The following is a 24,401-nucleotide window of genomic DNA, read 5'->3' on the forward strand; positions in this document are numbered from 1 at the left end:
TCAGCTCTCCATGACATACATCAAAACAGCGTTGGCTGGTGACGTAGCCTGACCACCCTGCCCTCGAAAAGCAGAATCGGGTTTGACAGGGCCGGCCGCGTGAACCACTTTCGCGCGCAATCCCGAACCGCTATCAACGCGCCCCGCGCCAAGTTCGGCGAGGCTGGCAAGATATGTGCGCCGGCCTCACCTCTTGCTTATGAGATTTGAAGCGTCATGAAGCTCCTCGTCGTCGAGTCGCCGGCCAAGGCCAAGACGATCAATAAGTATCTGGGCCCCGACTACGAGGTCATCGCCTCGTTCGGGCACATTCGCGACTTGCCCGCGAAGGACGGCTCGGTCGACCCCGAGAACGACTTCGCCATGCTGTGGGAGACCGAGGGGCGCGGCGCCAAGCAGGTCGCCGAGATCGCGCGGGCAGCCAAGAACGCCGAGAAGGTCATTCTCGCCACCGACCCGGATCGCGAGGGCGAGGCAATCTCCTGGCATGTGCTGGAGGCGCTGAACCAGAAGCGCGCCATCAAGGGCATCCCGGTCGAGCGTGTCACCTTCAATGCCGTGACCAAGGATGCGGTGCAGAAGGCGCTGGCCAATCCACGCCCGATCGACCAGGCGCTGGTCGACGCCTATCTCGCCCGCCGCGCCCTCGACTATCTCGTCGGCTTCACGCTCTCGCCGGTGCTCTGGCGCAAATTGCCGGGCGCCCGCTCGGCCGGGCGCGTGCAGTCGGTGGCGCTGCGCCTGGTCTGCGACCGCGAGCGCGAGATCGAAGCCTTCCGGGCGCGCGAATACTGGTCGCTGATCGCGACGCTCGCGACCGGCAGCGGCGCGACCTTCGAGGCGCGCCTCTCCGGCGCCGACGGCAAGAAGATCACGCGGCTCGACATCGGCACAGGCGAGGAGGCGCAGGCCTTCAAGGCAGCGCTGGAGACCGCGCGCTTCTCCGTTGCCGAAGTCGAGGCCAAGCCGGTCAGGCGCCACCCCCAGCCGCCTTTCCAGACCTCGACGCTGCAGCAGGAGGCCTCGCGCAAGCTCGGCATGGCGCCTGCCCGCACCATGCAGGTGGCGCAGCGTCTCTACGAGGGCGTCGACATCGGCGGTGAGACCGTCGGACTGATCACCTATATGCGAACCGACGGCGTCGACATGGACGGCTCGGCGATCGCGGCGGCGCGGCGCGTCATCGGCAAGGAATTCGGCGACAATTACGTGCCGGACGTGCCGCGCAAATACACCGTCAAGGCCAAGAACGCGCAGGAGGCCCACGAGGCGATCCGCCCGACCGATCTCGGCCGCCTGCCGGCAATGGTCTCGCGCCATCTCGAACCGGAGCAGGCCAAGCTCTACGAGCTGATCTGGAAGCGCACCATCGCCAGCCAGATGGAATCGGCCTCGATCGAGCGCACCACCGTCGACATCGCCGCTCAGGTTGGTGCCCGTGCACTCGAATTGCGTGCCACCGGCCAGGTCGTGCTCTTCGACGGCTTCCTGACGCTCTATCAGGAGAGCCGCGACGACGAGGAAGACGAGGACTCAAAGAAGCTGCCAGCAATGAAGGCCGGCGATCCGCTGGAGAAGCGCGCCATCGCCGCCGACCAGCATTTCACCGAGCCGCCGCCGCGCTTCTCGGAAGCGAGCCTGGTCAAGCGCATGGAGGAGCTCGGCATCGGCCGCCCTTCCACCTATGCCGCGACGCTGGCGACGCTGCGCGACCGCGAATATGTCCGCGTCGAGAAGAAGCGGCTGGTGCCCGAGGACAAGGGCATGCTGGTCACGGCATTCCTGGAGTCCTTCTTCAAGCGCTATGTCGAGTTCGACTTCACTGCCAGCCTGGAGGAGAAGCTCGATCTGGTCTCCAGCGGCGATGTCGACTGGAAGGCGCTGCTGCGTGAATTCTGGGAGGAGTTCACCAAGTCGATCGGCGAGACCAAGGAACTGCGCGTCGGCGACGTGCTGGAGGCGCTGAACGGCATCCTGGGCGAGCACGTCTTCCCGCCGCGCGCCGATGGCGGTGATCCGCGCAGTTGTCAGGTCTGCGGCACCGGCACGCTCTCGCTCAAGCTCGGCAAGTTCGGCGCCTTCGTCGGCTGCTCAAACTATCCCGAATGCCGCTTCACCCGCCCGCTCAGCGCCTCCGCCGCCGACGGCGAGGCCTCGGCAGAAGGTGGGCAGGCGCAGAACGGCGTGCGCATCCTCGGCAAGGACCCGGTCACCGATCTTGAGGTCACCGCACGCGACGGCCGCTTCGGCCCCTATATCCAGCTCGGCGATGGCGAGAAGCCGAAGCGTTCGAGCCTGCCCAAGGGCGAGACCGTCGGCTCGCTGACGCTGGAAAAGGCGCTCGCCCTGCTCTCGCTGCCGCGCGAGGTCGCGAAGCATCCGACCAGCGGCGAGCCGATCCTTGCCGGCATCGGCCGCTACGGGCCTTACGTCCAGCACGGCAAGACCTACGCCAATATCGACAAGGCCGACGATATCCTGGAGATCGGTGCCAACCGGGCGATCGATCTGATCGTGGCCAAGGAAAGCGGCGCGGGCGGCCGCCGTTTCGGCAATGCCGCGGCGACGCCCGGACGTGAGCTTGGCGAGCACCCGCAGGGCGGCAAGATGGAGGTCAGGGCCGGCCGCTACGGACCTTACGTCGCCTGGGGCAAGGTCTACGCCACCCTGCCGAAGACAATGGCGCAGGAGAGCATCACTGCCGAGCAGGCGATCGAGCTAGTCAACGCCAAGGCAGCGGCCGGCGGCGGCGCGAAGGGCAAGGCGAAGGCTCCTGCCAAGAAGCCGGCGGCCACCAAGAAGGCCCCCGCGAAGGCGAAGGGTACCAAGGTCAAGAAGGCCGACGCCGCCGAGACGTAGAGCAAGCCGTCATAGAACGCAGCTCCATGACAGGTTTCGGAGCTGCGTTGCTTGCGTCGCTTTCCCGGAACGACGCTTCAACCGATTAAAAATTGCTCTGAGGCCAATCGCAGTTAACTCTGGATTCAAGGCCTCTCGCTACCTTGCAGCGCCGCAGTCGAACTAGCGGCCTGCGAGGGGACATCATGAAATCCATCAGGACCCAGATTCTGGGGCTGATCGCGATCGTCGCGGCCGGCGCCTTGGTTGCAGTCGGTTGCGCATTGCTGGCGATGACCCGCATCGACACGATGAACGAGCGCTCATCACAGCAGAACCATATCGCCCTCGCTGCCGAACGGCTCAATGCCGCGGTCAACCTGGTGGTCGCCGATTCCTATCTCGTCTACACCGCCCGCAATCCGCATTTCGCCGGGATCGCCGCGACGACGGTCGAGGGCGGCCTGACCAAGGTCGAGGAGCGCCGCAAGGACCTCGCCAAGCTGGTTCCCGCCAGCGAGCGCGAACGCATGGAGAAGATCAGCGCGCTGATCACCGAGTTCGTCGCCATCCGGCTCGAGACGACACGCATGGTCCGCGAGATTTCGGCACGCGCGGCCGAAGCCTGGGGCAACAGCGACGCCAGCAAGAAGAACCGGACGACGCTGCAGGAAGAGCTCACCGGACTCAGCGGCGCCAACGAGGCCCTCGCCAACGAAGTCGACGCAGCCTCGAGCGCCTTTTCTGAGCAGGTTCGGACCTGGCTGCCGGTTGCGCTGATCCTGGTGCTCGGTGCCGCCATTTTCGGCGCGCTGGTGTTCTCACGGCGCTCGATCATCCGTCCCCTGATCGATCTTGGCGGAACGATGAGCCGCCTGACCGCAGGCGACACCCAGATCGAGGTGCCGCATACCAGACGCCGCGACGAGATCGGCGAGATGGCTCGCGCGGTCTCGGTGCTGCGCCAGAGCACGGAGCAGGTCGCGCTGCTGCAGGAGCAGGAGCGTGCGGCCTCCGCGGCGCGGATTCGCTCGGCTGATGCGATGGCCTTGGTGGTGTCGGATGTCGGCGAGGTCGTCGCTGCGGCGGCGGCTGGCGATTTCTCGGCCCGGCTCCAGATCGAGCATGGTGACGAGCAGATGCAGCAGCTGGTCGCCGGGATCAACGAGATCAACGTGGTGGTCGACAATGCCACCACGGAATTCGTCGCGGTGCTGCAGGCCCTCGCTGCCGGCGACCTGACCCATCAGGTGCCGACCGCCTATCGCGGCCGCTTCGCCGAGCTGAAGGATGCGATCAACGAGACGATGTCGCGCCTGTCCTCGACGGTCAGCACGATCCAGACCATGTCGGCGGATGTCGGGCTTTCGGCGCGCGAGATCAACACAGGCGCGGACGACCTTTCCAAGCGCACCGAAGAGCAGGCCTCCTCGCTGGAAGAGAGCGCTGCGACGACCGAGCAACTCGCTGCCTCGGTGAAAGCGGCCGCCCAGGCCGCCCAGCAGGCAGTGCGCCAGGCCGGCGAAGCGATGCAGGTCGCGCAGACCGGCGGCAACATCGTCACCGACGCCGTCTCGGCGATGGAGCGGATCGAGGCGGCCTCGAAGAAGATCTCCGACATCACCCGCGTGATCGACGATATCGCCTTCCAGACCAACCTGCTGGCGCTGAACGCGGCGGTCGAGGCGGCGCGTGCCGGTGATGCCGGCAAGGGCTTCGCCGTGGTCGCCAGCGAGGTGCGCACCCTCGCCCAGCGTTCCGGCGAGGCGGCCAAGGACATTTCGGGTTTGATCTCCTCCTCGAACATCGAGATCGAATCCGGCGTGAAGCTGGTGCGTCAGGCCGGCGATGCGCTCACCCGCATCGTCTCGGCCTCGCAGAACGTCCAGGCGACCGTCTCGGAAGTGGCTGCCGCTTCGAGCGAGCAGGCCAACGGCATCGAGGAGATGAGCCAGACCGTCGCCCATATGGACGAGATGACCCAACAGAACGCCGCCCTCGCCGAGCAGAGCGCCGCCTCGGCCGGCGCGCTGTCGAGCAAGATCGGCGAGCTCAACACGCTGGTCTCCGGCTTCCGGACCGGCGAGGGCGCCGGCGCGAGCTCGCATCAGTCGGCTGCGCTTGCACCAGCCAATGCGTCCGAGCCGGAGCGGCTTCGGGGGCTGGCGGAGGCGGCCTTTGCGCAGCAGCAGCGGCCTGCTCCACGCCGCGAGCGCGCTACCCCAGCCTATGCCCCGGCCTCTGCCCGCAAGGTCGCGAACGCCCGCGGCGGCGATGCCGGATGGGAAGAGTTTTAAGCGGACGACGCGCAGGGTCGGCGGTCACTCCGCGGCCCTGCATGCTGCTCAATGGATTGGGGCCAGCTTCGCGCTGGCCCCTTTTCGTTTGTCAGTACCGCCTGATGCGTTGGAGGTGGCAGACCTTGACGCGCCCGCCCCTTCCGTCCGAGCGCCAGGTGCAGCCCGAATTGCGCGGCCGGCCTTCATGGATGTGATAGACGCCGCGATTCCTGCGGTCGAAGCGCTGGTTCGAGACGTCATGCCCGCCAATGCGGACATTCTTGCCGAAACGCACTTCGGCAGTGGCCGGACCGGCCACTGCCAATGGGAACGCCAGCACCGAGAACGCCAGCAGGCGTATCGCAAGATCGGCCAGTCTCGTCATTGGCCGATCAGACCAGCCTGATGCCGATCGCGCAAGGCAGGCGGAGCGCTTCAGCTCCGGCCGGCGACGACGACGAGTTGCTTGATCTCGCCACGCAGGAAGGCCTGCAGGAAGCGATCATAGTCCTTGACCGAGACGCAGCCATTCGAGTCGCCGCGCGGCCCGAGCAGGTAGTTGTGGACCAGCAATCCGGCCCGGCCGAAGATCTTGCCGCTGCCGCCGACCGGATGCATGCGGATGGCGCGCACGCCATGGAACAGGGCTTCGCGTTCGGTCAGATTGTAGACGTGCGGCGGCGTCGGCCCCTTCATCCGCACGTGGACGAAGCGGAGGTCGTTCATCATCTCACCGAAGCCGGAATTGGCCTCAAGACGCTCGCCATTGGGCAGGTACACCACGCGCGCGCTGATGTCGTAAACCGCGGTCTTGCCGCTGGCTGCCGGCGGCGTCGACGCCATCGGCGCCGGCATGGGGGCCGGCGCGACCGTGAGGCCGCTGCCGCGGCCGCTGCGCTGGGTGATGTCGTCCTGCGGCGCGGCATAGGCGAGACGCTCGCCGGAGCTCTGCGGCGCATTGGCATTCACGCCGAAGAGCTTTTCGAAGAAGGAGCGGTTGTCGGTGGGCTCGACCTTGGCGACGACGTCCTTGCCTTGGTGAGTCGTCGCACGCACGGCGACGCGCGGCTCGGGCGGCGTCGGCAGCTTGAGATCGGAAGGGCGCGGGACCGGGCGCGGCGCGATCAGCGCGATGCGCGACGGTTCGGTTGCGGGCTGAACGGCGATCGTGGTCGTGCTCGTCGCCGCGCTCGGGCCGACCGGTTCGGACGGCGCGATCGAGCCCGTGGTCTCAGGATCGAACACCGTTGCAATCTGTGTCGGCATCGCAGACTGGAACCGACCGGAGAGCGGACCGCTGTCGGCGAGCGACTGCGCGACATAACCGGCGACATAGCCGGGGCGGAGCAGCGGCGTCGAAGTGTTTGCGGGCATGGCCGGCCGGTGCTGCGCCTGTTTCGCAGCGACATGTCCGATGCTGGCAACCGGCACGACCTGCCGGTTCGACCAGGCCGACATGCCTGCCACCGCACCGCCGGCGACCGCTATGAGCACGCCGAGGCGAATGAACGGGATGCTACGCCGGCGCTTCAGACTATAGGAATAGCCGGCGAACTTGGTCGAGCTACGCATACGCAACGCCTCGGGACACCTTGCAGGCTTCCCGCTGAGGCACAGCGCCCTACTCGTCTAGCCATCGCGCTCGATTGCGCGCTGGGCAGACCGTAGCGGCCCGTTCGTCAGTCTCGGGAAGCCCCAACCTCTCGAGGTTCATTCAGCGCGACCTTGGTTAATTCGCGATGAATCAAAAGCAATTTTAGGGAACGCCTCTCGCGCTGCGGCCGGGGTGGCCGTAGCGCGTTTTTATGACCCGGACGTCGTCAGGCCAGGGGCTTCAGTCCGGCCTCGATCGTCGCCCGCTTCGACTCCAGGAAGGGGGGCAGCGAGAGCCCCTCGCCCATGGTCTCGAAGGGCTCGTCGGTGGCGAAGCCCGGCCCGTCGCTGGCGATCTCGATCAGCACCCCATTCGGCTCGCGCAGATAGAGCGAGCGGAAATAGAAGCGATCGACCGGCCCGCTATTGGGGTAGCCCGAGGCGCGCAGCCGCTCGGCCCAGGCATCGTACTCGCCGAAGCTCGGCGTACGCAGCGCCAGGTGGTGGACGCCGCCAGCGCCTTCGCGCGCCGGAGCAAGACCGGCCTCGACTGCGACGTTGAGCTCGGCTGCCGGGCCGCCCTCGCCGATCCGGAAGACATGGATGTCGCCGGTGGCATGGGCCGCGTCGCGATAGTCCGCGATCCGCTGCAATCCGAGCAGCTTGGTCAGGACGAGCTCGGTCCGCTCGATTTGCGGTACCGAGATCGTCACTGGACCGAGGCCGCGGATCTGGTGCTCGGCCGGAACCGGACTCTTCTCCCAGGCGACGAAGGGGATCGCACCACCATCGACGACGAGCGTCAGGCGCTGGCCTTCCGGATCCTCGAAATCGAGTGCGGCGCGACCATTGAGAAGACGCGTATCCGAGACCGCAACGCCCGCCGCCGTCAGGCGCTCGCGCCAGAAGTCGAGCGAGGCTTCGCTCGCGACCCTGAGCGCGGTGCGGGTGATCGAATGCGTGCCGCGCCTTGCGGGAGCCGTGGGCCAGTCGAAGAAGGTCAAATCGGAGCCGGGCGAGCCGGCGCCGTCGGCATAGAACAGGTGATAGGCGGAGGTGTCATCCTGGTTCACCGTCTTCTTGACCAGCCGCAGGCCAAGCGTCTCGACATAGAAGCGCCGGTTCTGCGCGGCCTGGGCGGTGATGGCGGTAACGTGGTGGATGCCGGTGAGCTGCATGGTGCTGACCCCTTGGTTGCACGCCTCATCTGACGAGGCGCTTCCGTTGCCCACCAAGATAGTCGTTGCGTCTACGCCATAAAGGCGGCGCACATCCAATCATAAATTGCGCCAATGCAATGTCAGGCGCATCTCCAGCGCTTCTGGTGTTGCGGCGTTGCGCGGCTTCTCCGGAACTACGGAGGAGTTTCCACTACTCCGCCGCCCGTGCGACCGAAACCGCCGGAGCGCCGCCATGCCGGCTCGGCTTGGCCTTGATCTTCAGGTCCTGCAGCTCTTCGCGCTCGCGCGGCGTGTTGCGCATGAGCTGATCCTTGCCGGGCTGGTACTGCACCGGCTGGGCGACATCGGCGCCATACCAGGCTGCGGCCCGCAGCACGAAGGAGGGATCGGCCAGATGCGGCCGCCCGAGTGCGACGAGATCGGCGCGCCCGGCAGCGACGATGGTGTTGGCCTGGTCGGCAGAGGTGATGGCGCCGACACACATGGTTGCGACACCGGCCTCGTTGCGGATCCGGTCCGCGAAGGGAGTCTGGAACATGCGGCCATAGAGCGGGCGCGCGCGCGGCGTGGTCTGACCGGTCGAGACGTCGACGAGGTCGCAGCCCGCCTCGGCGAACGCTTCCGAGATGGCGACCGAATCCTCGGGGCTGATGCCGCCCTCCTGCCAATCCGTCGCCGAGATGCGCACCGACATCGGCTTGTCGGCCGGCCATGTCTGGCGAAGCGCGGCAAAGACTTCGAGCGGGAAGCGCAGACGGTTTTCGAGCGAGCCGCCATAGGCGTCGGCGCGCTGATTGGTCAGCGGCGAGAGGAAGCTCGCGAGCAGATAGCCATGGGCGCAGTGCAGTTCGAGCATGTCGAAGCCGGCGCGCAGGCCGCGCTCAGCCGCCGCGACGAAGTCGGCCTTGACCCGGTCCATGTCGGCACGTGTCAGTTCGCGCGGAATCTGGCTCTCGGGATAATACGGCAAGGGCGAGGCCGAGACGATCGGCCAGGCGCCTTGCGCAAGCGGACGGTCCATCCCGTCCCACATCAGCTTGCTCGCGCCCTTGCGGCCGGCATGGCCGAGCTGCAGGCAGATCTTCGCAGCCGAGTTGTCGTGGACGAAGTCGACGATACGGGTCCAGGCCGCTTCCTGCTGGTCATTGTAGAGGCCGGTGCAGCCGGGGGTGATGCGGGCATCGGCCGAGACGCAGGTCATCTCGGTGAAGACGAGCCCTGCCCCACCGACGGCGCGGGCGCCGTAATGCATCAGGTGCCAGTCGCCCGGGAGGCCGTCCTCAGCCGAATACTGGCACATCGGCGAAACGACGAAGCGGTTCGCGACCTTCATCTCGCGCAAGGCGAACGGCTGGAAGGCCGGCGGCACCGGCGTGCCGTCGCGGCGCGTCGCCTGATCGGCGCCGAGATCGTCGGCGACCAGCCGGTCGATCGCCGCGACGAAGTCCGGCGCGCGCAGAGCGAGATTGTCGTAGGTGATCGCCTTGGAGCGGGTCATCAAGCCGAAAGCGAAGCGCAGCGGCTCGAAATCCCAGAAGCGCTCGAGTTGCTCGAACCAGACCAGCGAGACATCGGCGGCGTGCTGGGTCTTCTCGACCTCCTCGCGCCGCCCGGTCTCGAAGGCGGCGAGCGCCGCTCTGACGTCGAGCCCGGCACGATGGAAGGCGCGGTGCAGCGCGATCGAATCCTCCATGGCGAGCTTGGTGCCGGAGCCGATCGAGAAATGCGCCGTCGCCTTGGCGTCGCCGAGCAGCACGACATTGTCGACCACCCAGTTGCTGCAGCGGATCATCGGGAATTGCCGCCAGAGCGAGCGGTTGGCGATCAGCCTGTGGCCCTGCAGTTCCTCGGTGAAGACCTCCTCCAGGAAGGCGGCGGTGCCGGCTTCGTCCATGCCCTCCAGCCCGGCGCGGGCGAAGGTTTCGGGATCGGTCTCGAGCACCCAGGTCGATTGCCCCGGCTCGTACTGGTAGCAATGGGCGATGAAGACGCCATGCTGCGTCTGCTTGAAGAAGAAGGTGAAGGCGTCGAAGGGCCGGGTCGAGCCCATCCAGACGAAGCGGTTCGGCCTGAGGTCGACCTCAGGCGCGAAGCGCTCGCGATCACCCTCGCGGATGCGGCTGTTGATGCCATCGGCAGCGACGACGAGGTCATAATCGCGCTTCAACGCCGCGACATCCTCGATCTCCTGCGAGAAGGTGAGCTTGACGCCGACCTGGCGCGCCCGCTCCTGCAGCAGCATCAGCAGCGTGCGGCGCGAGCAGCCGCAGAAGCCGTTGCCGGGCACGCGGCGCACCGTGCCTTTGAAATGGATCTCGATATCGTCCCAATAGGCGAAGCTGCGGACGATCGCCTCATAGCTCGGCAGATCGGCGGCCTTGAACAGGTCGAGCGTCTGGTCGGAGAAGACGACGCCGAAGCCGAAGGTGTCGTCGGGGCGGTTGCGCTCGAAGACGGTGACGTCGAGCTCGGGCCAGTCCCGCTTCATCAGCAGCGCGTAATAGAGGCCTGCCGGCCCGCCGCCCACCACCGCAATGCGCATGACGCTCTCCCTGGCTGAGAAAATCATTTTAAACCTAAAATAATTTTGGCTCAAGCCTCCGATCGGAAGTTAGCGTCGAGCCGCTGCTCATTCGGGCCAAACTCAACAAGAACATGCATAAAACTCTGATATTTCGGACCATTCTGCACCAACGTGCAACTCCCCCCTCGCCTCTTGCAAAATGTTTCAGACCTAAAATATATTGACTGCCAAGAGGGAGTGAACGGCATGGCATCGGCTCTGGCGGGACAACATGCCCTGGTGAGCGGCGGCGGACGCGGCATTGGCCGCGCTATCGCCTCCACCTTGCGCCAGGCCGGCGCCCGCGTCTCGATCATCGGCCGCAATGACGACATCCTGCAACAGGCGGTGCTCGCCGGCGCGGCCGATTCCGCCCATGCCGTCGACGTCACCGACGAAGCGGCGGTGCGCGAGGTGATGGCCGGGCTCGCGGCGGGACGCCCCTTCGACATCGTCGTCGCCAATGCCGGCGCGGCCGAGAGCGCGAGTTTCCAGCGCAGCGATGCCGAGCTGTTCCGGCGCATGGTCGAGATCAACCTGATCGGTGCGGTGAACTGCTTCCGGCCGGCCTTGCCGGGCATGACCGAGCGCCGCTCCGGCCGGCTGATCGCGATAGCCTCGACTGCGGGCCATCGTGGCTACGCTTACGTCTCGGCCTATGTCGCAGCCAAACACGCCGTGGTCGGCCTCGTGAGGTCGCTGGCCCTGGAAACGGCGCGCAGCGGCGTCACGGTCAACGCCGTCTGCCCCGGCTATACCGATACCGACATGGTCGCCGGCAGCCTGACGACGATCGCCGCCAAGACCGGCAAGAGCCGCGAAGAGGCGTTGGCGGAGCTGACCAAGGACAATCCGCAGCATCGGCTGATCACGCCGGAGGAGGTTGCTGCCGCCGTGCTCAATCTCTGCGGCCCGCAGAGCCGCGGCATCACCGGGCAGTCCATCCTGATCAATGGCGGGGAGTTCTGATCATGGAGATCCCGTCCACCGCCCCCCTGCTCGACCGCGAGACCAAGGCGAGCGAGCGCCCCGGCGACCATAAGGACGAGCTTCGGCTCTGGCTGCGGATGCTGACCTGCTCGACCCTGATCGAGAGCGAGATCCGCACCCGCCTGCGCGAAGAGTTCAAGACGACACTGCCGCGCTTCGACCTGATGGCGCAGCTCGAGAAATCGACGACCGGCATGACCGTCGGCGAGGTCTCGCAGCGCCTGATGGTCTCGAACGGCAACGTCACCGCCGTCGTCGCGGGCCTGCTCGCCGACGGGCTGGTCGACAAGCGCCCGGCGGCGCAGGACCGGCGCGTCCAGGTGCTGACGCTCACCGCCCAGGGCCGGCGCGCCTTCAAGGCGATGGCCGAGCGCCATGAGGACTGGATCGCCGAGCTCTTCGCCGGGCTGGGACCGGCCGAGATCGGCCAGCTTTTCCGGCTGCTTGGTGGGGTCAAGACCTCGCTGCACCAGGCCATCAGCAATCGCCAGAACGGCACGCCGTCCACGGCGGGAGAGAACGAATGACCAGCGCCAACCCCGTCACCCTGCCGCTCTCCGGCTTCAAGCCGCAGCATTTCCAGCTCTCGGTCGCCGGCAAGGTCGCGACGGTGACGCTGAACCGGCCTGAGAAGAAGAACCCGCTGACCTTCGAGAGCTATCGCGAGCTCACCGACTTCTTCCTGGCGACGCAGAAGGAAGAGGACGTCAAGGCAATCGTGGTCACCGGCGCCGGCGGCAATTTCTCCTCGGGCGGCGACGTCTTCGAGATCATCGGGCCACTGGTCGCGATGGACACCAAGGACCTCCTCAAATTCACCCGGATGACCGGCGAGCTGGTCAAGACCATGCGCGCCTGCCCGCAGCCGGTGATCGCCGCGATCGACGGCATCTGCGCCGGCGCCGGCGCGATCGTCGCGATGGCCTCGGACCTGCGCCTCGGCACGGCCGAGACCAAGATCGCCTTCCTGTTCAACCGCGTCGGCCTCGCCGGCTGCGACATGGGCGCCTGCGCGATGCTGCCGCGCATCATCGGCCAGGGCCGTGCCGCCGAGCTGCTCTATACCGGCCGGGTGCTCAAGGGCGACGAGGCCGAGCGCTGGGGCTTCCTCAACCGCCTGATCGCCCGCGAGACCGTCCTCGCCGAGGCGCAGGCGCTTGCCGCCGAGCTCGCCGACGGGCCGACCTTCGCCAACGCCATGACCAAGCGCATGCTCGAAATGGAATGGGCGATGTCGGTCGAGTCCGCGATCGAGGCGGAAGCGGTGGCGCAGGCGCTGTGCATGCAGACCGAGGATTTCGCCCGCGCCTATCACGCCTTCGCCGAGAAGCGGAAACCGGTGTTCGAGGGCAATTGAGATGGCTTCGCTCGGCACCGGCATTCTTGGCGACACGCTCGACTGGCCCTTCTTCGAGGCCGATCACCGCGACTTCGCGCAGCGGCTCTCCGCCTGGGCCGACGCCACCCTGCCCGGCCTGCCGCATGACGACGTCGACGAGGCCTGCCGGGCCCGGGTGAAGGCGCTGGGTGATGCTGGCTTCCTCAGGGCCGCGGTGCCGGCCGAACATGGCGGACTGCATGCCGCGCTCGACGTGCGCACGCTCTGCCTCGCCCGCGAGATCCTGGCCGCCCGCGACGGGCTCGCCGATTTCGCCTTCGCCATGCAGGGGCTCGGTACCGGCTCGATCAGCGTCGCCGGCTCGCCCGAGATGAAAGCACGCATCCTGCCGGCAGTGGCGCGTGGCGAGGCGATCGCTGCCTTCGCCCTCTCCGAGAAGGAGGCCGGCTCCGACGTCGCGGCGCTGGCGACGACGGCGACGCCGGATGGCAATAGCCATGTCCGGATCGACGGCGAGAAGACCTGGATCTCGAATGGCGGCATCGCCGACCATTACGTCGTCTTCGCCCGCTCCGGCGAAGCGCCGGGCGCGCGCGGCCTCTCCGCCTATCTGGTCGAAGCCGATACGCCCGGTCTCTCGATCGCCGAACGCATCGACGTGATCGCGCCGCATCCGCTGGCGACACTGCGGTTCGATGCCTGCCGCATCCCCGTCACGAACCGCATCGGCGGTCCGGGCGACGGCTTCAAGGTCGCGATGGCGACGCTCGACATCTTCCGCTCGACAGTCGGCGCCGCGGCGCTGGGCTTCGCCCGGCGCGCCCTGCACGAGACGGTGTCGCACGCCAAGAACCGCAAGCTCTTCGGCGGCACGCTCGGCGACCTCCAGCTCTCGCAGGCGGCGATCGCCGACAGCGCGACCGAGGTCGATGCCGCCGCCTTGCTCGTTTACCGCGCCGCCTGGACCAAGGACCGGGGCGCGGCCCGCGTCACCCGTGAGGCGGCACTGGCCAAGCTGGTCGCGACCGAGAACGCCCAGAGGGTGATCGATCGCGCCGTGCAGATCCATGGCGGGCTCGGCGTCACCCGCGGCGTCAAGGTCGAGGAACTCTACCGCGAGATCAGGGCGCTCAGGATCTACGAGGGCGCCAGCGAGGTGCAGAAGGTCGTGATCGCGCGCGACCTGCTGAAGTAGGCGCGAGCATAGTCCGCAAACGGGGGAGCCGGCTTTGCGACAGGACCATGCTCGAGAGATAGACCAGGGGAACGAGATGGGTACCGCAGATTTCATGCGGTCGGGACATGTGGACAGTTTCGCGCGGGACAACCTGCCGCCGCGCGAGAGCTGGCCGCGCCTCGACCTCGCCGCCGCCGGGCTGAACTATCCCGAGCGGCTGAACGTCGTCACCGAATTCGTCGATCGCCATGTCGCCGAGGGGCGCGGCGGGCGCGATGCGGTGATCGGGCCGAGCGAGACCTGGAGCTATCAGGCGCTCGCCGACACTGTGAATCGCATCGCCAATGTGCTCACTCGCGATCTCGGCATGGTGCCCGGCAACCGCGTGCTACTGCGCGCCGCTAATACGCCAATGATGGTCGCGACCTATTTCGCAGTGCTGAAAGCGGGCGGCGTCGTGGTCGCGACCATGCCGATGCTGCGCGCCGGCGAGCTCGCCTATCCGATCCGCAAGGCGAAGATCGGCCTGGCGCTCTGCGACGCGACGCTGATCGACGAACTCAAGGCAGCGCAACAGCTTGCGCCGGAACTCTCGACCATCGTCACATGGGGCGACGGCGGGCTCGAAGCGCTGATGGAGAAAGCCGGCTACGAACATTTCGAGCCGGCTGACACGGCTCAGGACGATGTCTGCCTGATCGCCTTCACCTCGGGCACCACCGGCGAACCCAAGGGCACGATGCATTTCCAGCGCGACCTGCTGGCGATCTGCGATGCCTATGGCGCGCGCGTCCTCAAGGCAGCGCCCGATGACCGCTTCATCGGCTCGCCGCCGCTCGCCTTCACCTTCGGGCTCGGCGGCATCGTGCTCTTCCCCTTGCGGATCGGCGCCGCCTGCGTGCTGCCGGCCAAGGTCGCGCCGCCCGATCTGACCGAGGCGATCGAGCGCTATCGCGCCACCGTCTGCTTCACTGCTCCCACAGCTTATCGCGCCATGCTCGGCAAGCTCGGCGAGCGCGACCTCTCCTCGCTGCGCATCTGCGTCTCCGCTGGCGAAGCCTTGCCGAAGGCGACCTTTGACGCCTGGCGCGAAGCGACGGGCATGTCGCTGATGGACGGCATCGGCGCGACCGAGATGCTGCACATCTTCATCGGCGCGCCCCACGAGAAGATCCGGCCGGGCTCGACTGGCCTGCCGGTGCCAGGCTACGAGGCGAAGATCGTCGACGAGGACGGCACGGAGGTGCCGGACGGCACGCCCGGGCGCCTCGCCGTGCGCGGCCCGACCGGCTGCCGCTACCTCGCCGATCCGCGCCAGGCCAAATACATCCTCGATGGCTGGAACATCACCGGCGACACCTATCTGCGCGATGGCGACGGGTATTTCTGGTACCAGGCCCGCTCCGACGACATGATCATCTCGGCCGGCTACAACATCGCCGGGCCGGAGGTCGAGGCCTGCCTGCTCACGCATGCGGCGGTGGCCGAATGCGGCGTCGTCGGCGCGCCCTGCCCCGAGCGCGGCCAGATCGTGAAGGCCTATGTCCTGCTGCGCGAGGGTTTTGCCGGCGATGCCGCCCTCGCCAAGGCGCTGCAGGACCACGTCAAGGCAGCGATCGCGCCCTACAAGTACCCGCGCGCCATCGCTTTCGTGACAACCCTGCCGAAGACCTCTACCGGGAAGCTGCAACGCTTCGCCCTGCGCGAACTCGCGCGTCAGGAAGCCTCGGCGTCCTGACTATTGCTTGAGAAAGATCACGCCATGACCAGCGGCATGCCGCCCTCCGATACCGCTTCGCGTCGCGCCCGCGCCGTCCTGCCCGAGGGCTGGCCGCAGCCGCGCGGCTATGCCAACGGCATGGTCGCCGAAGGCAAGGTGCTGATGACCGGCGGCCTCGTCGGCTGGGATGTGCAAGGCGTCTTCGCCAAGGGCTTCGTCGCGCAGGTCGGCCAGACGCTCGCCAACATCAAGGCGGTGGTCGAGGCCGGCGGCGGCCGGGTCGAAGATGTCGTGCGATTGACCTGGTACGTCACCGACATCGAGGCCTATCGCAACAGCCTCTCCGAGCTCGGCCCGGCCTACCGCGCCAGTTTCGGGCGACATTTCCCGGCCATGGCGGTGGTCGCCGTCGCGGCGCTGGTCGAGCCCGAGGCGATGGTCGAGATCGAGGCGACGGCGGTGCTGGCGGGCTGAGCATTCCGCCCAGCAAGGTTTCCGGGCTGATAGGAATTTACCAAGAATTATCCACGATACTCGACCGCGCCGTCCATACCCGGGCGGTGCGTAACCAGGAGTATCGCATGACAAGCATTGGCGGCGTTGGGGGCTTTCGGCCACCACCGCCGGGAAAACCACCGAGCTTCGACAAGCTCGACGGCAATGCCGACGGGGCGCTCAGCCTCGATGAGTTTGCTGCCGGCGCGCCGAAGGGCGCCGACAGCAAGAAGACCGAGCGGCTGTTCAAGGCGATGGACGCCGACCAGGACGGTTCGGTCAGCAAGGCGGAATCAGACGCCTTCAAGGCGAAGTTCGAGAAGGCCGAGCAGCAGATGCAGGCCCTCCTGCTGATGCTCCAGTCGGATACGACCAGCACCAAGACGGACGCCAAGGATGGCGAGGACAAGAACTACTTCGCCAAGCTCGACGCCGATTCCGATGGCAGCGTCGCCAAGGAAGAATTCCTGAAGGCGGTCGCCCCAGATGGCGACAGCTCGAACGGCCTGCTCAACCGCCTCTTCGCTGCGATGGATGCGGACAAGGACGGCAAGATCTCCAAGGAGGAGATGGCCGACTTCAAGAAGCAGATGGAGGAGCGTGCCTCGCACCGGCCGCCTCCGCCACCGCCGCCGGCCGAGATCACCGGCGCGTCGGAAGCCTATGGCCAGACCTACCAGCTCGGAACAAAGGCTTCCGCTGGCACGACCTACTCCCAGGCGGCTTAAGTCACCGCTTGCGCAACGCCGGGCCGGCAGAAGGCCGTCCGGCGCTCTTCAGCTTCCGCTTTTCAGATTCCGGCCCCGTCATAGAGCGCAGGCGGCGTCCGCTTCGCCCACACTCTCGCATGCAGGCCCTTCAGCAATGGCCGCAGCGCGACATCACCGAGCCCCAAGGCAGCCGCAAGGCTCCACTGCCCCGTCGTTAGCGCTACCGCGGCAAAGACCAGCAATCCGCTCGCCAGACGCCAGCTCGCCGCCTCGAACCAGGCTCGCCGCTCCTGCGCACCGCGCCAGCCTACGAGACGCAACGCCGCACGGCGAGCCGAGCCGGCCTCCACTGTCAAACGCTCGTTAGATTTATTCTTGCGCGCCTCGATGAAACCGAACGCGACCGTCTGGTTGCTGAGCCTGTCGATCAGGATGAAGCCGCCGAGCTCGCGGCTGTGAGTGTAGTCGAGCACCGCAAGCTGTCGGTCGAGCGTCAGCGTCGCCAGCCCGATGCCGTTCATCGCCAGGCTCTCGGCCGGCGCCTCGGCATAGCTCTCGATGTCGACGCTGTGATGCAGCCGGACGATCTGGGCGTTGGCCGTCGCGGTGGCGAGCTTGAGGATGAACTCACCGCCTTCGCGCAGCGCCGCCTCGCCGGTCCAGAGCAGCCGCGCCTGCAGTTCCTGCTTCACCAACGGGGCATGCGCGACCGAGGCGATGACGTCGCCGCGCGAGATATCGATCTCGTCCGCGAGCGTCACCGTCACCGACTGGCCGGCGCTCGCCTGCGAGACGTCGCCGGACGGCGCGAGGATGCGCGCGATCGTGCTGCGGCGGCCTGACGGCAGCGCCGCGACCGCATCGCCGACGCGCAGGCGTCCGCGCGCCACCGTGCCGGCAAAGCCACGGAAGTCGAGATCGGGCCGGTTCACCCACTGCACCGGCAGCGCGAAGCCGGCCTCGACCTCAGCCTCGGCGACGACCACGACGGATTCGAGCAGCGGCAGCAGCGCGGGCCCGCGATACCAGGGCGTCAGCCTGGACAGGCTGGTGACGTTCTCGCCGTCTCGGGCCGAGACCGGGACGAAGTCGATGCTGGCGAAGCCCAAGCCCGCCACCGCCTTGCGATAGTCCAGCTCGATCTGGCGGAAGACCGCCTCGTCATAGCCGACCAGGTCCATCTTGTTGACGGCGACGACGACATGGCGAACCCCGACCAGCGAGACGATGAAGGAATGCCGGCGCGTCTGCGGCAGCAGGCCCTTGCGGGCGTCGATCAGGATGATGGCGAGATCGGCGGTCGAGGCGCCGGTCGCCATGTTGCGGGTGTACTGCTCATGGCCGGGCGTGTCGGCGACGATGAAGCTGCGAGCATCGGTCGAGAAATAGCGATAGGCGACATCGATGGTGATGCCCTGCTCGCGCTCGGCCGAGAGCCCGTCGACCAGCAAGGCGAAATCCGGTGCCGCGCCCTGCGTGCCGAACTTGCGGGAATCGCTGTCGAGCGCAGTGAGCTGGTCGTCGAAGACCGCGCCGGCCTCGTAGAGGATGCGGCCGATCAGCGTCGACTTGCCGTCGTCGACCGAGCCGCATGTGATGAAGCGCAAGAGCGCGCGGGCGCTGCCCTCGGTGTTCTGACCCTGGTCATTGGCGGGATGCGGCTGGCCAGCCGGCGCCGGCTGGCCCTTCAACTTCGCGAGCGCCGCCATCAGAAATAGCCTTCCTGCTTCTTCTGCTCCATCGAGCCGGAACCGTCATGGTCGATGACGCGCCCTTCGCGCTCGGAGGAACGTGACGCCCGCATCTCAGCGATGATGTCGGTGAGGTTCGCCGCCTCGCTCTCGACCGCCCCGGTCAGAGGGTAGCAGCCGAGCGTGCGGAAGCGGACCATGCGGGTTTCGAGCTGTTCGCCGGGCAGCAGGTCCATGCGCTCGTCGTCGCGCATGATCCAGGCGCCGTTGCGGCGCACGACCGGACGCGGCGCAGCGAAATAGAGCGGCACGACCGGGATGTTCTCGAGCGCGATGTAGTCCCAGACGTCCTTCTCGGTCCAGTTCGACAGCGGGAAGACGCGGAAGCTCTCGCCCTGGGCCTTGCGGGTGTTGAACAGCCGCCAGGGCTCCGGCCGCTGGTTCTTCGGATCCCAGCGATGCTGGGCCGAGCGCAGCGAAAACACACGCTCCTTGGCCCGGCTCTTCTCCTCGTCGCGGCGGGCACCGCCGAAGGCCGCGTCGAAGCCGTATTTGTCGAGGGCCTGCTTCAGCCCTTGCGTCTTCATCACATCGGTGTGCAGGCGCGAGCCCGAGGCGAACGGATTGACGCCGGCGCTAACGCCCTCCTGGTTGATATGCACGATCAGGTCGAGCCCGAGCCGGCTGGCGGTCTGGTCGCGGAAGGCGATCATGTCCCGGAATTTCCAGGTCGTGTCGACATGGAGCAGCGGGAATGGCGGCTTGCCGGGATAGAAGGCCTTCATGACGAGATGCAGCAGGACGGCCGAGTCCTTGCCGATCGAATAGAGCAGCACAGGCTTCTCGCAGGTCGCGGCCACCTCGCGGATGATGAAGATCGCTTCAGCTTCGAGCTTCTGCAGATGACTGAGCTGGATCACGCCAAAACCTCCGCAGCCGGCTTCGACCGCACCAAACGACCATCCGGGCCGACATGCAGACCGCATTCCTTGGCGGCCTCCTCTTCCCACCACCAGCGCCCGGCCCGCTCCGGCTCGCCCGGCTGGATGGCGCGGGTGCAGGGCTGGCAGCCGATCGAAAGGAAGCCTCGCTCGTGCAGCGGGTTGAGCGGGATATCGTTCTTGCGGGCGAAGGTCAGCGCCTCGTCGCGTGACCAGTCGAGCAGCGGGTTGAGCTTGATCAGGCCGCGCTCCCGGTCGACCTCGGCAAGTGCGACGCCGCCGCGTGCAGCCGACTGGTCGGCGCGCAGGCCGGTGATCCAGGCGGCGGCGCCTGCGAGCGCCCGGCCGAGTGGCTCGACCTTGCGGACAGTGCAGCAGGCCTTGCGGGCCTCGATCGAGTTGTAGAAACCGTTGATGCCATGGCCGAGAACGAACGCCTCGACGGCATCGTGACGCGGATAGAACGGCGTGATCGTGATGCCGTAGCGCGCCTCGGTCTCAGCCCAGAGCGCGTGGACTTCGCCGAAGAGCCGGCCGGTATCGAGCGTGACGATCTCGATCGGCAGGGCCTGCGTCGCGATCAGATGGGTGACGACCTGGTCCTCGAGGCCGAAGCTGGTGGTGAAGACGAGGCGACCCGCGACTTGGCGCACCAGCCCCGCAAGGCGCTCGGCAGCATCCGCCGTTCCGAACGCAGCGTTGAGGTTTTCGGCCTGATCCTGCAACTCGAACATGTGTTTGCTCTGCGCATGCGTGGCCAACGCGAGCCGCTCAACGCTGCCCTCGCTCGCCGCCACCCGCCATACCACTCGTCATTCGGGTGTTCTGTAAATCGAACAATCCACATATAACCTGAACGCCGTCCAATCAATTTACATCAGGTAGCGTGAATTTTCTTATTTGACGGAGGAAGGAGAAGATCCTTCCCGCGTTACCCAACTCACGCGGCGAACACCGGTGCGGCTGGCCCTTTGCCATAGGAACTTTCGCTCCGGCACCTGCGTTGAGCGGACAGGCAGGCAGGGCCCTGCGACGCAACAGGGGAACGTCATGGTGAATTCCACGAACCAGGCGGTCGAGAGCTTGCGCAAGGAGCAGCGCGAGCAGCGTAAGGACGAGAAGAAGGCCCGCGGCAAGGGCGAGAACGAGCTCGACAAGGCGCTCGAGGGCACATTTCCAGCCAGTGACCCTGTCGCCCCCCAAAGCCCAACCAAGTCCGGAGCGCCCAAGCGCGGGGCCTGATGCTGACAGGCCTGGTTGAGAATGCAGTTACTCTCCCCCATCTCGACCTGACGAGATGGAGATGACTATGCCCGAGCGCGCCAGAGTTGATGCCTTCGTTGCCGCTGTCGTCAGCGGTGACCATGTCGGCGCCATTCGCGACTTCTACACCGACGACGCGACGATGCAGGAGAACGCCAACGAGCCGCGCCGCGGCCGCGAGGCGCTGATGGCGCATGAGGCGCGCGCTTTGGCGAGGCTTGAAAAGATGCACACGCACCCTGCCGTCGCGGTTCTGGTCGACGGCGATCATGTCGTCGTCCGTTGGATTTTCGATGCGACCGACAAGGCAGGCGTGACGCGCCGGCTGGAAGAGCTCGCATTCCAGCGCTGGCAGGGCGACCGCATCGCCGAGGAGCGCTTCTTCTACGATACCGGAAGCGCCTGGCGGGAGGTCGGCTCCGACGCTCTCTGACCCCCGAGCCGGGCTTTCACGGCCTCCATGCTTGCGCTTGCTGCCGCTGCAGCGGGGGCGCTATCGATCTCATTTCGAAAGCGAGAGCATTGATGGCCCCACCCGATCGGAATGATATCCGTCATGCCGCCATGTTCCTGCCTGGCGGAGTTCGGCTCCACCTGACGGAATACGGCCCGCAGGAAGCAGAGGCGGTGCTCCTTCTGCACGGATGGCCCCAGACCTCCTACGCTTGGCGGCATGTTTCACCGCTGCTTGCAAAGGCTGGTTACCGGGCGATTGCGGTCGACCTTCGCGGCTTCGGCCATAGCTCGAAGCCGCCAGGCGGCTACGACAAGAAGACGGTCGCAAGGGATTTGCTCGAATTGCTCGACAGCCTCGCCATTCAGTCGTGCTGGGTCGTCGGTCATGACATGGGTGGCCAGGTCGCCTACCCCTTCGTGGCGCAATGGCCTGAACGGGCGAAGGGTCTGGTCTTCATTGAATCGGGGCTCCCCGGCTTCGGCCAGGAGAACGCCATGAATGTTGCGCGGGGCGGCAGCTGGCATTTTGGCTTCAACGCGGCTGGCGACATTGCCGAAGCCTTGGTCGCCGGCCGCGAGCATATGTTCATCCGCCACATGATCCATCGCGACAAAGTCGGGCTATGGGACCGTACGGCAATCACTGAGGATGATATCGCAGCTTATGCCGCCGCCGCAGCAGCGCCCGGCGGCTTGAGGAGCATGTTCGCCTACTACCGGACCCTGTTGTCGCATGATCTTCCGGACAACATTGCGCTGGGCGCGCGCAAGCTCCCGCTTCCAGTCCTCGCGATCGGGGCGGAGCATGGCTATCGCGACGCAGCGCTCTCGACGATGCAGCAGGTCGCGTCAAATCCGCAAGGCTGGATCGTGCCGAACTGCGGCCACTACGTGCCGGAAGAGCGTCCGAACGAGCTCGCCGAGCGGCTTGTGTCCTTCTTCGCACATGCCGATCAGGGCTAGATTTGGCAATGCTCTGAACCTCAGCGCAGGCCGCTCGGCCCGACCGCCAGCTTGTCGCCGAGCTGGATGAATTTCAGCGGGTTGCGCGCCTCGTCCAACAGCCGTGTCTCATAGTGCAGATGCGGGCCGGTCGAGCGACCCGTCGAGCCGACGCGGCCGATCACCTGCCCGGCGGCGACGATCTGCCCTTCCTTGACGTCGAAGGCCGAGAGGTGGCCATAGCGCGTGGTGATGCCGTTGCCGTGGTCGAGCTCGATCAGATTGCCGTAGCCGCCGGCGACCTCGGCGCGCAGCACCTTTCCGGCTCCGGGCGCGCGGATCGGTGTGCCGGTCTCGCCACGGAAATCCATGCCGGCATGCATCGCCGTGCCGCCGGTGAACGGATCGGAGCGCGGGCCGAAATTGCTGGTCGTGGTGTCATCGCCTTCGAGCGGGCGCTGGAACGGCATGATCGCCGCCAGATCACGCCAGCGACCGAAGACCGCCCTCGCCTCGCCGAGCTGCATCAGCGCATGCTCGAAAGTGCCGGGCTTCACAGTTATGGGGATGAGCGGCCCGCCCATGCCGGCACGGCCCGGCGGCAGCTTGACCTTGGCCGGGTCGAGCCCGACCTCAGCCAGCGCCGCCCTCACCTCCTGCACGCGGCCGACGAGTTGGCGGCCAAGCGCGGAAAGCTGCTGGTTCTGGCCGTTCTGAACCCGGTCGAGCGATTGGCTGAGCACGGTGATGCGCTGGTCGAGCGACATGGTCTCAGTTGCCTTGACCGCCGCCGCGACCTGCCGGCGCTGTTGCGCCAGCACGGCGGGATTGACGCGGTCGAGCACATTCTGACCGTCGGCGAACTGATTGCCGCCCGGCGCCTGCGCGCCGCCCTGCGGCAGGATCGGCCCGACCGCCTGGCCCGTGAGCGCGCCGAGCAGCGCCTGGCGGGCCTCCAGCTCGATCTGGCGGGTGATCAGGTCGGCGAGTTGGTCACCCGCCCTGCCCGCTGCGGCGGGCTGGCCCGGCTGCGCCGGCAGGCCGGGCGAATTGCCGGAGGCGACGATGGCGCTGACGAGGCGGCGCTGCAGCGCCTTCAGCTTCTCGTCATAGCTGCTCTGCAGGATCGCCTGTTCCTGCTGCAGGGCGGCGACGCGGCCCTTCTCCTCATAGAGCAGGTAGCCGGTGACGCCGGCCCCGACCAGGGCGAAACAAGCCAGACACCAGGGCAGGACGCTGCCCCGGCGACGCGGCGAACGTCCGGTCGGTGGCGGCTCGCGAAAGCGCCGCGGAGAGGCGCTCTCGCCATCCGAGATGGCGACTGCCGGCACCGCTTCATCGCGCCGCTTCAACCTGACCGGTTGCATCACTCCTGTTCCATCCCCACGGGCCGCTCAGCCGAACCACGCCGGCGGGCGCACGATCAGAACTTTTGCCGTCTTGTTGCTCTGAATATATTTCGCGCCACCATTCGTCTTCACTCCGTCCCAGCTCTTGCGGTTGTGCTTGGGTCCATAGTGACCGCTGCCGTCCGTAGCACCACTCGATTCGGCGACGAATAATGTATCCGTGCTGATATCGACATCGGATATCAAGGCGATGTGGCCGGGTGCTTTTGTCTCGACCATCCGGCTGTTCATCCAGACCATCATATCGCCGACCCGCACCTGGTCCAATTCCCAAATCAATGCGCTTTCCAGGCCCGGGGCCTTGTTCTTGACCGCTCGCTGGACAAGGTAGGGGCAACCAGCTCCGCCCTTGTACTTGTCGATGTCGATACGCCCGATCTCGCTGTAGTAGGCGACAACGAAACCCGTGCAGTCGACCCCGAGGCATTGGTCGGCCCATTTCTGCAGGTCAGCGGCTTCGACCAGCTTGCTCCTCACGGCAAGGATGAGGATATGCTGGCAATCGGCGGGGCTGACCTTGCCGACGCTCGCCCGGAAGAAGGCGTTCGCGTCGACGCGATGGTTGAGCCTGGCGGCGGCCTGGGCAACGGCCTTGCGCTTCAGACCACCCGCATCCGAGTCGTGGGTCCCGATCATGTATTTGTTGATCGAGATGTAGTCATCGTCGACCTGCACATTCCAATAGGCCTCGACCATGTCGACCGGCTTGAAATGATAATTGCTGATGTCGCTCGCATTGTTGATGTCGGGCACGGGCATGATCGCATCTCCTTCGCAGGCAATCCGAATGTGTCCGTCTCCTGCGGCCGTACGG

Annotated in this window: 21 protein-coding genes; 12 read left to right on the forward strand and 9 right to left on the reverse strand. The window is 66.6% G+C overall.

Going from position 1 to position 24,401, the window contains the following annotated elements; translation table 11 throughout:
- Positions 1–216: 216 nt before the first annotated feature.
- Both topA and AC07O0_RS08300 read left to right on the forward strand, forming a co-directional pair.
- A complete protein-coding gene (gene topA / locus AC07O0_RS08295; RefSeq protein ID WP_494621812.1) occupies positions 217–2,859 on the forward strand; it encodes a type I DNA topoisomerase in 2,643 nt (880 codons plus the stop codon).
- Between the two features lie 185 nt (positions 2,860–3,044).
- The gene (locus tag AC07O0_RS08300; protein WP_494621814.1) at positions 3,045–5,135 is read left to right on the forward strand and encodes a methyl-accepting chemotaxis protein; all 2,091 of its coding nucleotides are present in this window, start codon (positions 3,045–3,047) and stop codon (positions 5,133–5,135) included.
- 91 nt (positions 5,136–5,226) lie between these two features.
- Here AC07O0_RS08300 and AC07O0_RS08305 read toward each other — a convergent pair whose 3' ends face one another.
- From AC07O0_RS08305 to AC07O0_RS08320, 4 genes are all read right to left on the reverse strand, one after another.
- Complete coding sequence (locus AC07O0_RS08305; protein WP_494621816.1) at positions 5,227–5,502, reverse strand: hypothetical protein; 276 nt, start codon at positions 5,500–5,502, stop codon at positions 5,227–5,229.
- Between the two features lie 50 nt (positions 5,503–5,552).
- Complete coding sequence (locus AC07O0_RS08310; protein WP_494621818.1) at positions 5,553–6,689, reverse strand: DUF2778 domain-containing protein; 1,137 nt, start codon at positions 6,687–6,689, stop codon at positions 5,553–5,555.
- Positions 6,690–6,937: 248 nt separating this feature from the next.
- Positions 6,938–7,888, reverse strand: a complete 951-nt coding sequence (locus AC07O0_RS08315; RefSeq protein WP_494621820.1) for a ring-cleaving dioxygenase — start codon at positions 7,886–7,888, stop codon at positions 6,938–6,940.
- 193 nt (positions 7,889–8,081) lie between these two features.
- Positions 8,082–10,433 (reverse strand): bifunctional salicylyl-CoA 5-hydroxylase/oxidoreductase, encoded by a 2,352-nt coding sequence (locus AC07O0_RS08320; RefSeq protein WP_494621822.1) that lies wholly within the window; start codon positions 10,431–10,433, stop codon positions 8,082–8,084.
- Positions 10,434–10,661: 228 nt separating this feature from the next.
- Here AC07O0_RS08320 and AC07O0_RS08325 point away from each other — a divergent pair, with 228 nt between their 5' ends.
- The 7 genes from AC07O0_RS08325 (at position 10,662) to AC07O0_RS08355 (ending at position 16,903) form a co-directional block, all read left to right on the forward strand.
- Entirely contained in the window at positions 10,662–11,423 is a 762-nt protein-coding gene (locus AC07O0_RS08325; RefSeq protein ID WP_494621824.1) for an SDR family NAD(P)-dependent oxidoreductase, read from the forward strand.
- Between the two features lie 2 nt (positions 11,424–11,425).
- Positions 11,426–11,971, forward strand: a complete 546-nt coding sequence (locus AC07O0_RS08330) for a MarR family winged helix-turn-helix transcriptional regulator (protein ID WP_494621826.1) — start codon at positions 11,426–11,428, stop codon at positions 11,969–11,971.
- A complete protein-coding gene (locus tag AC07O0_RS08335) occupies positions 11,968–12,801 on the forward strand; it encodes an enoyl-CoA hydratase family protein (protein WP_494621828.1) in 834 nt (277 codons plus the stop codon). The genes AC07O0_RS08330 and AC07O0_RS08335 overlap by 4 nt, the downstream gene beginning before the upstream one ends.
- Before the next feature lies 1 nt (position 12,802).
- Positions 12,803–13,978, forward strand: a complete 1,176-nt coding sequence (locus AC07O0_RS08340; protein WP_494621830.1) for an acyl-CoA dehydrogenase family protein — start codon at positions 12,803–12,805, stop codon at positions 13,976–13,978.
- Positions 13,979–14,054: 76 nt separating this feature from the next.
- Positions 14,055–15,698: a benzoate-CoA ligase family protein gene (locus tag AC07O0_RS08345; protein WP_494621832.1), complete on the forward strand. Its 1,644-nt coding sequence runs from the start codon at positions 14,055–14,057 to the stop codon at positions 15,696–15,698.
- A gap of 24 nt (positions 15,699–15,722) precedes the next feature.
- Positions 15,723–16,154 (forward strand): RidA family protein, encoded by a 432-nt coding sequence (locus AC07O0_RS08350; RefSeq protein WP_494621834.1) that lies wholly within the window; start codon positions 15,723–15,725, stop codon positions 16,152–16,154.
- A 107-nt stretch (positions 16,155–16,261) separates the two neighbouring features.
- A complete protein-coding gene (locus AC07O0_RS08355) occupies positions 16,262–16,903 on the forward strand; it encodes an EF-hand domain-containing protein (protein ID WP_494621836.1) in 642 nt (213 codons plus the stop codon).
- A gap of 62 nt (positions 16,904–16,965) precedes the next feature.
- Here the strand turns inward: AC07O0_RS08355 and cysN are convergent, their stop codons facing one another.
- Genes cysN through AC07O0_RS08370 form a run of 3 tightly spaced genes read right to left on the reverse strand, consistent with a single transcriptional unit; the run spans position 16,966 to position 20,251 of the window.
- Positions 16,966–18,594, reverse strand: coding sequence for a sulfate adenylyltransferase subunit CysN (gene cysN / locus AC07O0_RS08360; RefSeq protein WP_494621838.1), 1,629 nt, complete (start codon positions 18,592–18,594; stop codon positions 16,966–16,968).
- Positions 18,594–19,496: a sulfate adenylyltransferase subunit CysD gene (gene cysD / locus AC07O0_RS08365; RefSeq protein WP_494621840.1), complete on the reverse strand. Its 903-nt coding sequence runs from the start codon at positions 19,494–19,496 to the stop codon at positions 18,594–18,596. The genes cysN and cysD overlap by 1 nt, the downstream gene beginning before the upstream one ends.
- Entirely contained in the window at positions 19,493–20,251 is a 759-nt protein-coding gene (locus AC07O0_RS08370) for a phosphoadenylyl-sulfate reductase (RefSeq protein WP_494621842.1), read from the reverse strand. The genes cysD and AC07O0_RS08370 overlap by 4 nt, the downstream gene beginning before the upstream one ends.
- A 316-nt stretch (positions 20,252–20,567) precedes the next feature.
- Here AC07O0_RS08370 and AC07O0_RS08375 point away from each other — a divergent pair, with 316 nt between their 5' ends.
- From AC07O0_RS08375 to AC07O0_RS08385, 3 genes are all read left to right on the forward strand, one after another.
- On the forward strand, positions 20,568–20,759 hold the full coding sequence (locus AC07O0_RS08375) for a hypothetical protein (protein WP_494622381.1): 192 nt from the start codon (positions 20,568–20,570) through the stop codon (positions 20,757–20,759).
- Positions 20,760–20,820: 61 nt separating this feature from the next.
- The gene (locus tag AC07O0_RS08380) at positions 20,821–21,213 is read left to right on the forward strand and encodes a nuclear transport factor 2 family protein (RefSeq protein WP_494621844.1); all 393 of its coding nucleotides are present in this window, start codon (positions 20,821–20,823) and stop codon (positions 21,211–21,213) included.
- Positions 21,214–21,305: 92 nt separating this feature from the next.
- Positions 21,306–22,199, forward strand: a complete 894-nt coding sequence (locus AC07O0_RS08385) for an alpha/beta fold hydrolase (protein WP_494621846.1) — start codon at positions 21,306–21,308, stop codon at positions 22,197–22,199.
- Between the two features lie 20 nt (positions 22,200–22,219).
- Here AC07O0_RS08385 and AC07O0_RS08390 read toward each other — a convergent pair whose 3' ends face one another.
- Together AC07O0_RS08390 and AC07O0_RS08395 are read right to left on the reverse strand one after the other, a co-directional pair.
- Positions 22,220–23,545, reverse strand: a complete 1,326-nt coding sequence (locus AC07O0_RS08390; protein WP_494621848.1) for a peptidoglycan DD-metalloendopeptidase family protein — start codon at positions 23,543–23,545, stop codon at positions 22,220–22,222.
- Between the two features lie 27 nt (positions 23,546–23,572).
- On the reverse strand, positions 23,573–24,346 hold the full coding sequence (locus AC07O0_RS08395) for a hypothetical protein (RefSeq protein WP_494621850.1): 774 nt from the start codon (positions 24,344–24,346) through the stop codon (positions 23,573–23,575).
- Positions 24,347–24,401 lie beyond the last annotated feature (55 nt).

Source organism: Allobosea sp. GW821-FHT10B12, from assembly GCF_059415545.1.

Bases quoted from the DNA above. Each gene is read 5' to 3' on its own strand.
- AC07O0_RS08340 (WP_494621830.1), top strand. From the start codon at position 12,803: ATGGCTTCGCTCGGCACCGGCATTCTTGGCGACACGCTCGACTGGCCC.
- AC07O0_RS08320 (WP_494621822.1), bottom strand. From the start codon at position 10,433: ATGCGCATTGCGGTGGTGGGCGGCGGGCCGGCAGGCCTCTATTACGCG.
- cysN (WP_494621838.1), bottom strand. From the start codon at position 18,594: ATGGCGGCGCTCGCGAAGTTGAAGGGCCAGCCGGCGCCGGCTGGCCAG.
- AC07O0_RS08345 (WP_494621832.1), top strand. From the start codon at position 14,055: ATGGGTACCGCAGATTTCATGCGGTCGGGACATGTGGACAGTTTCGCG.
- AC07O0_RS08330 (WP_494621826.1), top strand. From the start codon at position 11,426: ATGGAGATCCCGTCCACCGCCCCCCTGCTCGACCGCGAGACCAAGGCG.
- AC07O0_RS08305 (WP_494621816.1), bottom strand. From the start codon at position 5,502: ATGACGAGACTGGCCGATCTTGCGATACGCCTGCTGGCGTTCTCGGTG.
- AC07O0_RS08390 (WP_494621848.1), bottom strand. From the start codon at position 23,545: ATGCAACCGGTCAGGTTGAAGCGGCGCGATGAAGCGGTGCCGGCAGTC.
- AC07O0_RS08350 (WP_494621834.1), top strand. From the start codon at position 15,723: ATGACCAGCGGCATGCCGCCCTCCGATACCGCTTCGCGTCGCGCCCGC.
- AC07O0_RS08310 (WP_494621818.1), bottom strand. From the start codon at position 6,689: ATGCGTAGCTCGACCAAGTTCGCCGGCTATTCCTATAGTCTGAAGCGC.
- AC07O0_RS08300 (WP_494621814.1), top strand. From the start codon at position 3,045: ATGAAATCCATCAGGACCCAGATTCTGGGGCTGATCGCGATCGTCGCG.
- AC07O0_RS08370 (WP_494621842.1), bottom strand. From the start codon at position 20,251: ATGTTCGAGTTGCAGGATCAGGCCGAAAACCTCAACGCTGCGTTCGGA.
- AC07O0_RS08385 (WP_494621846.1), top strand. From the start codon at position 21,306: ATGGCCCCACCCGATCGGAATGATATCCGTCATGCCGCCATGTTCCTG.
- AC07O0_RS08335 (WP_494621828.1), top strand. From the start codon at position 11,968: ATGACCAGCGCCAACCCCGTCACCCTGCCGCTCTCCGGCTTCAAGCCG.
- AC07O0_RS08395 (WP_494621850.1), bottom strand. From the start codon at position 24,346: ATGCCCGTGCCCGACATCAACAATGCGAGCGACATCAGCAATTATCAT.
- AC07O0_RS08380 (WP_494621844.1), top strand. From the start codon at position 20,821: ATGACTATGCCCGAGCGCGCCAGAGTTGATGCCTTCGTTGCCGCTGTC.
- AC07O0_RS08325 (WP_494621824.1), top strand. From the start codon at position 10,662: ATGGCATCGGCTCTGGCGGGACAACATGCCCTGGTGAGCGGCGGCGGA.
- AC07O0_RS08355 (WP_494621836.1), top strand. From the start codon at position 16,262: ATGACAAGCATTGGCGGCGTTGGGGGCTTTCGGCCACCACCGCCGGGA.
- AC07O0_RS08315 (WP_494621820.1), bottom strand. From the start codon at position 7,888: ATGCAGCTCACCGGCATCCACCACGTTACCGCCATCACCGCCCAGGCC.
- topA (WP_494621812.1), top strand. From the start codon at position 217: ATGAAGCTCCTCGTCGTCGAGTCGCCGGCCAAGGCCAAGACGATCAAT.
- AC07O0_RS08375 (WP_494622381.1), top strand. From the start codon at position 20,568: ATGGTGAATTCCACGAACCAGGCGGTCGAGAGCTTGCGCAAGGAGCAG.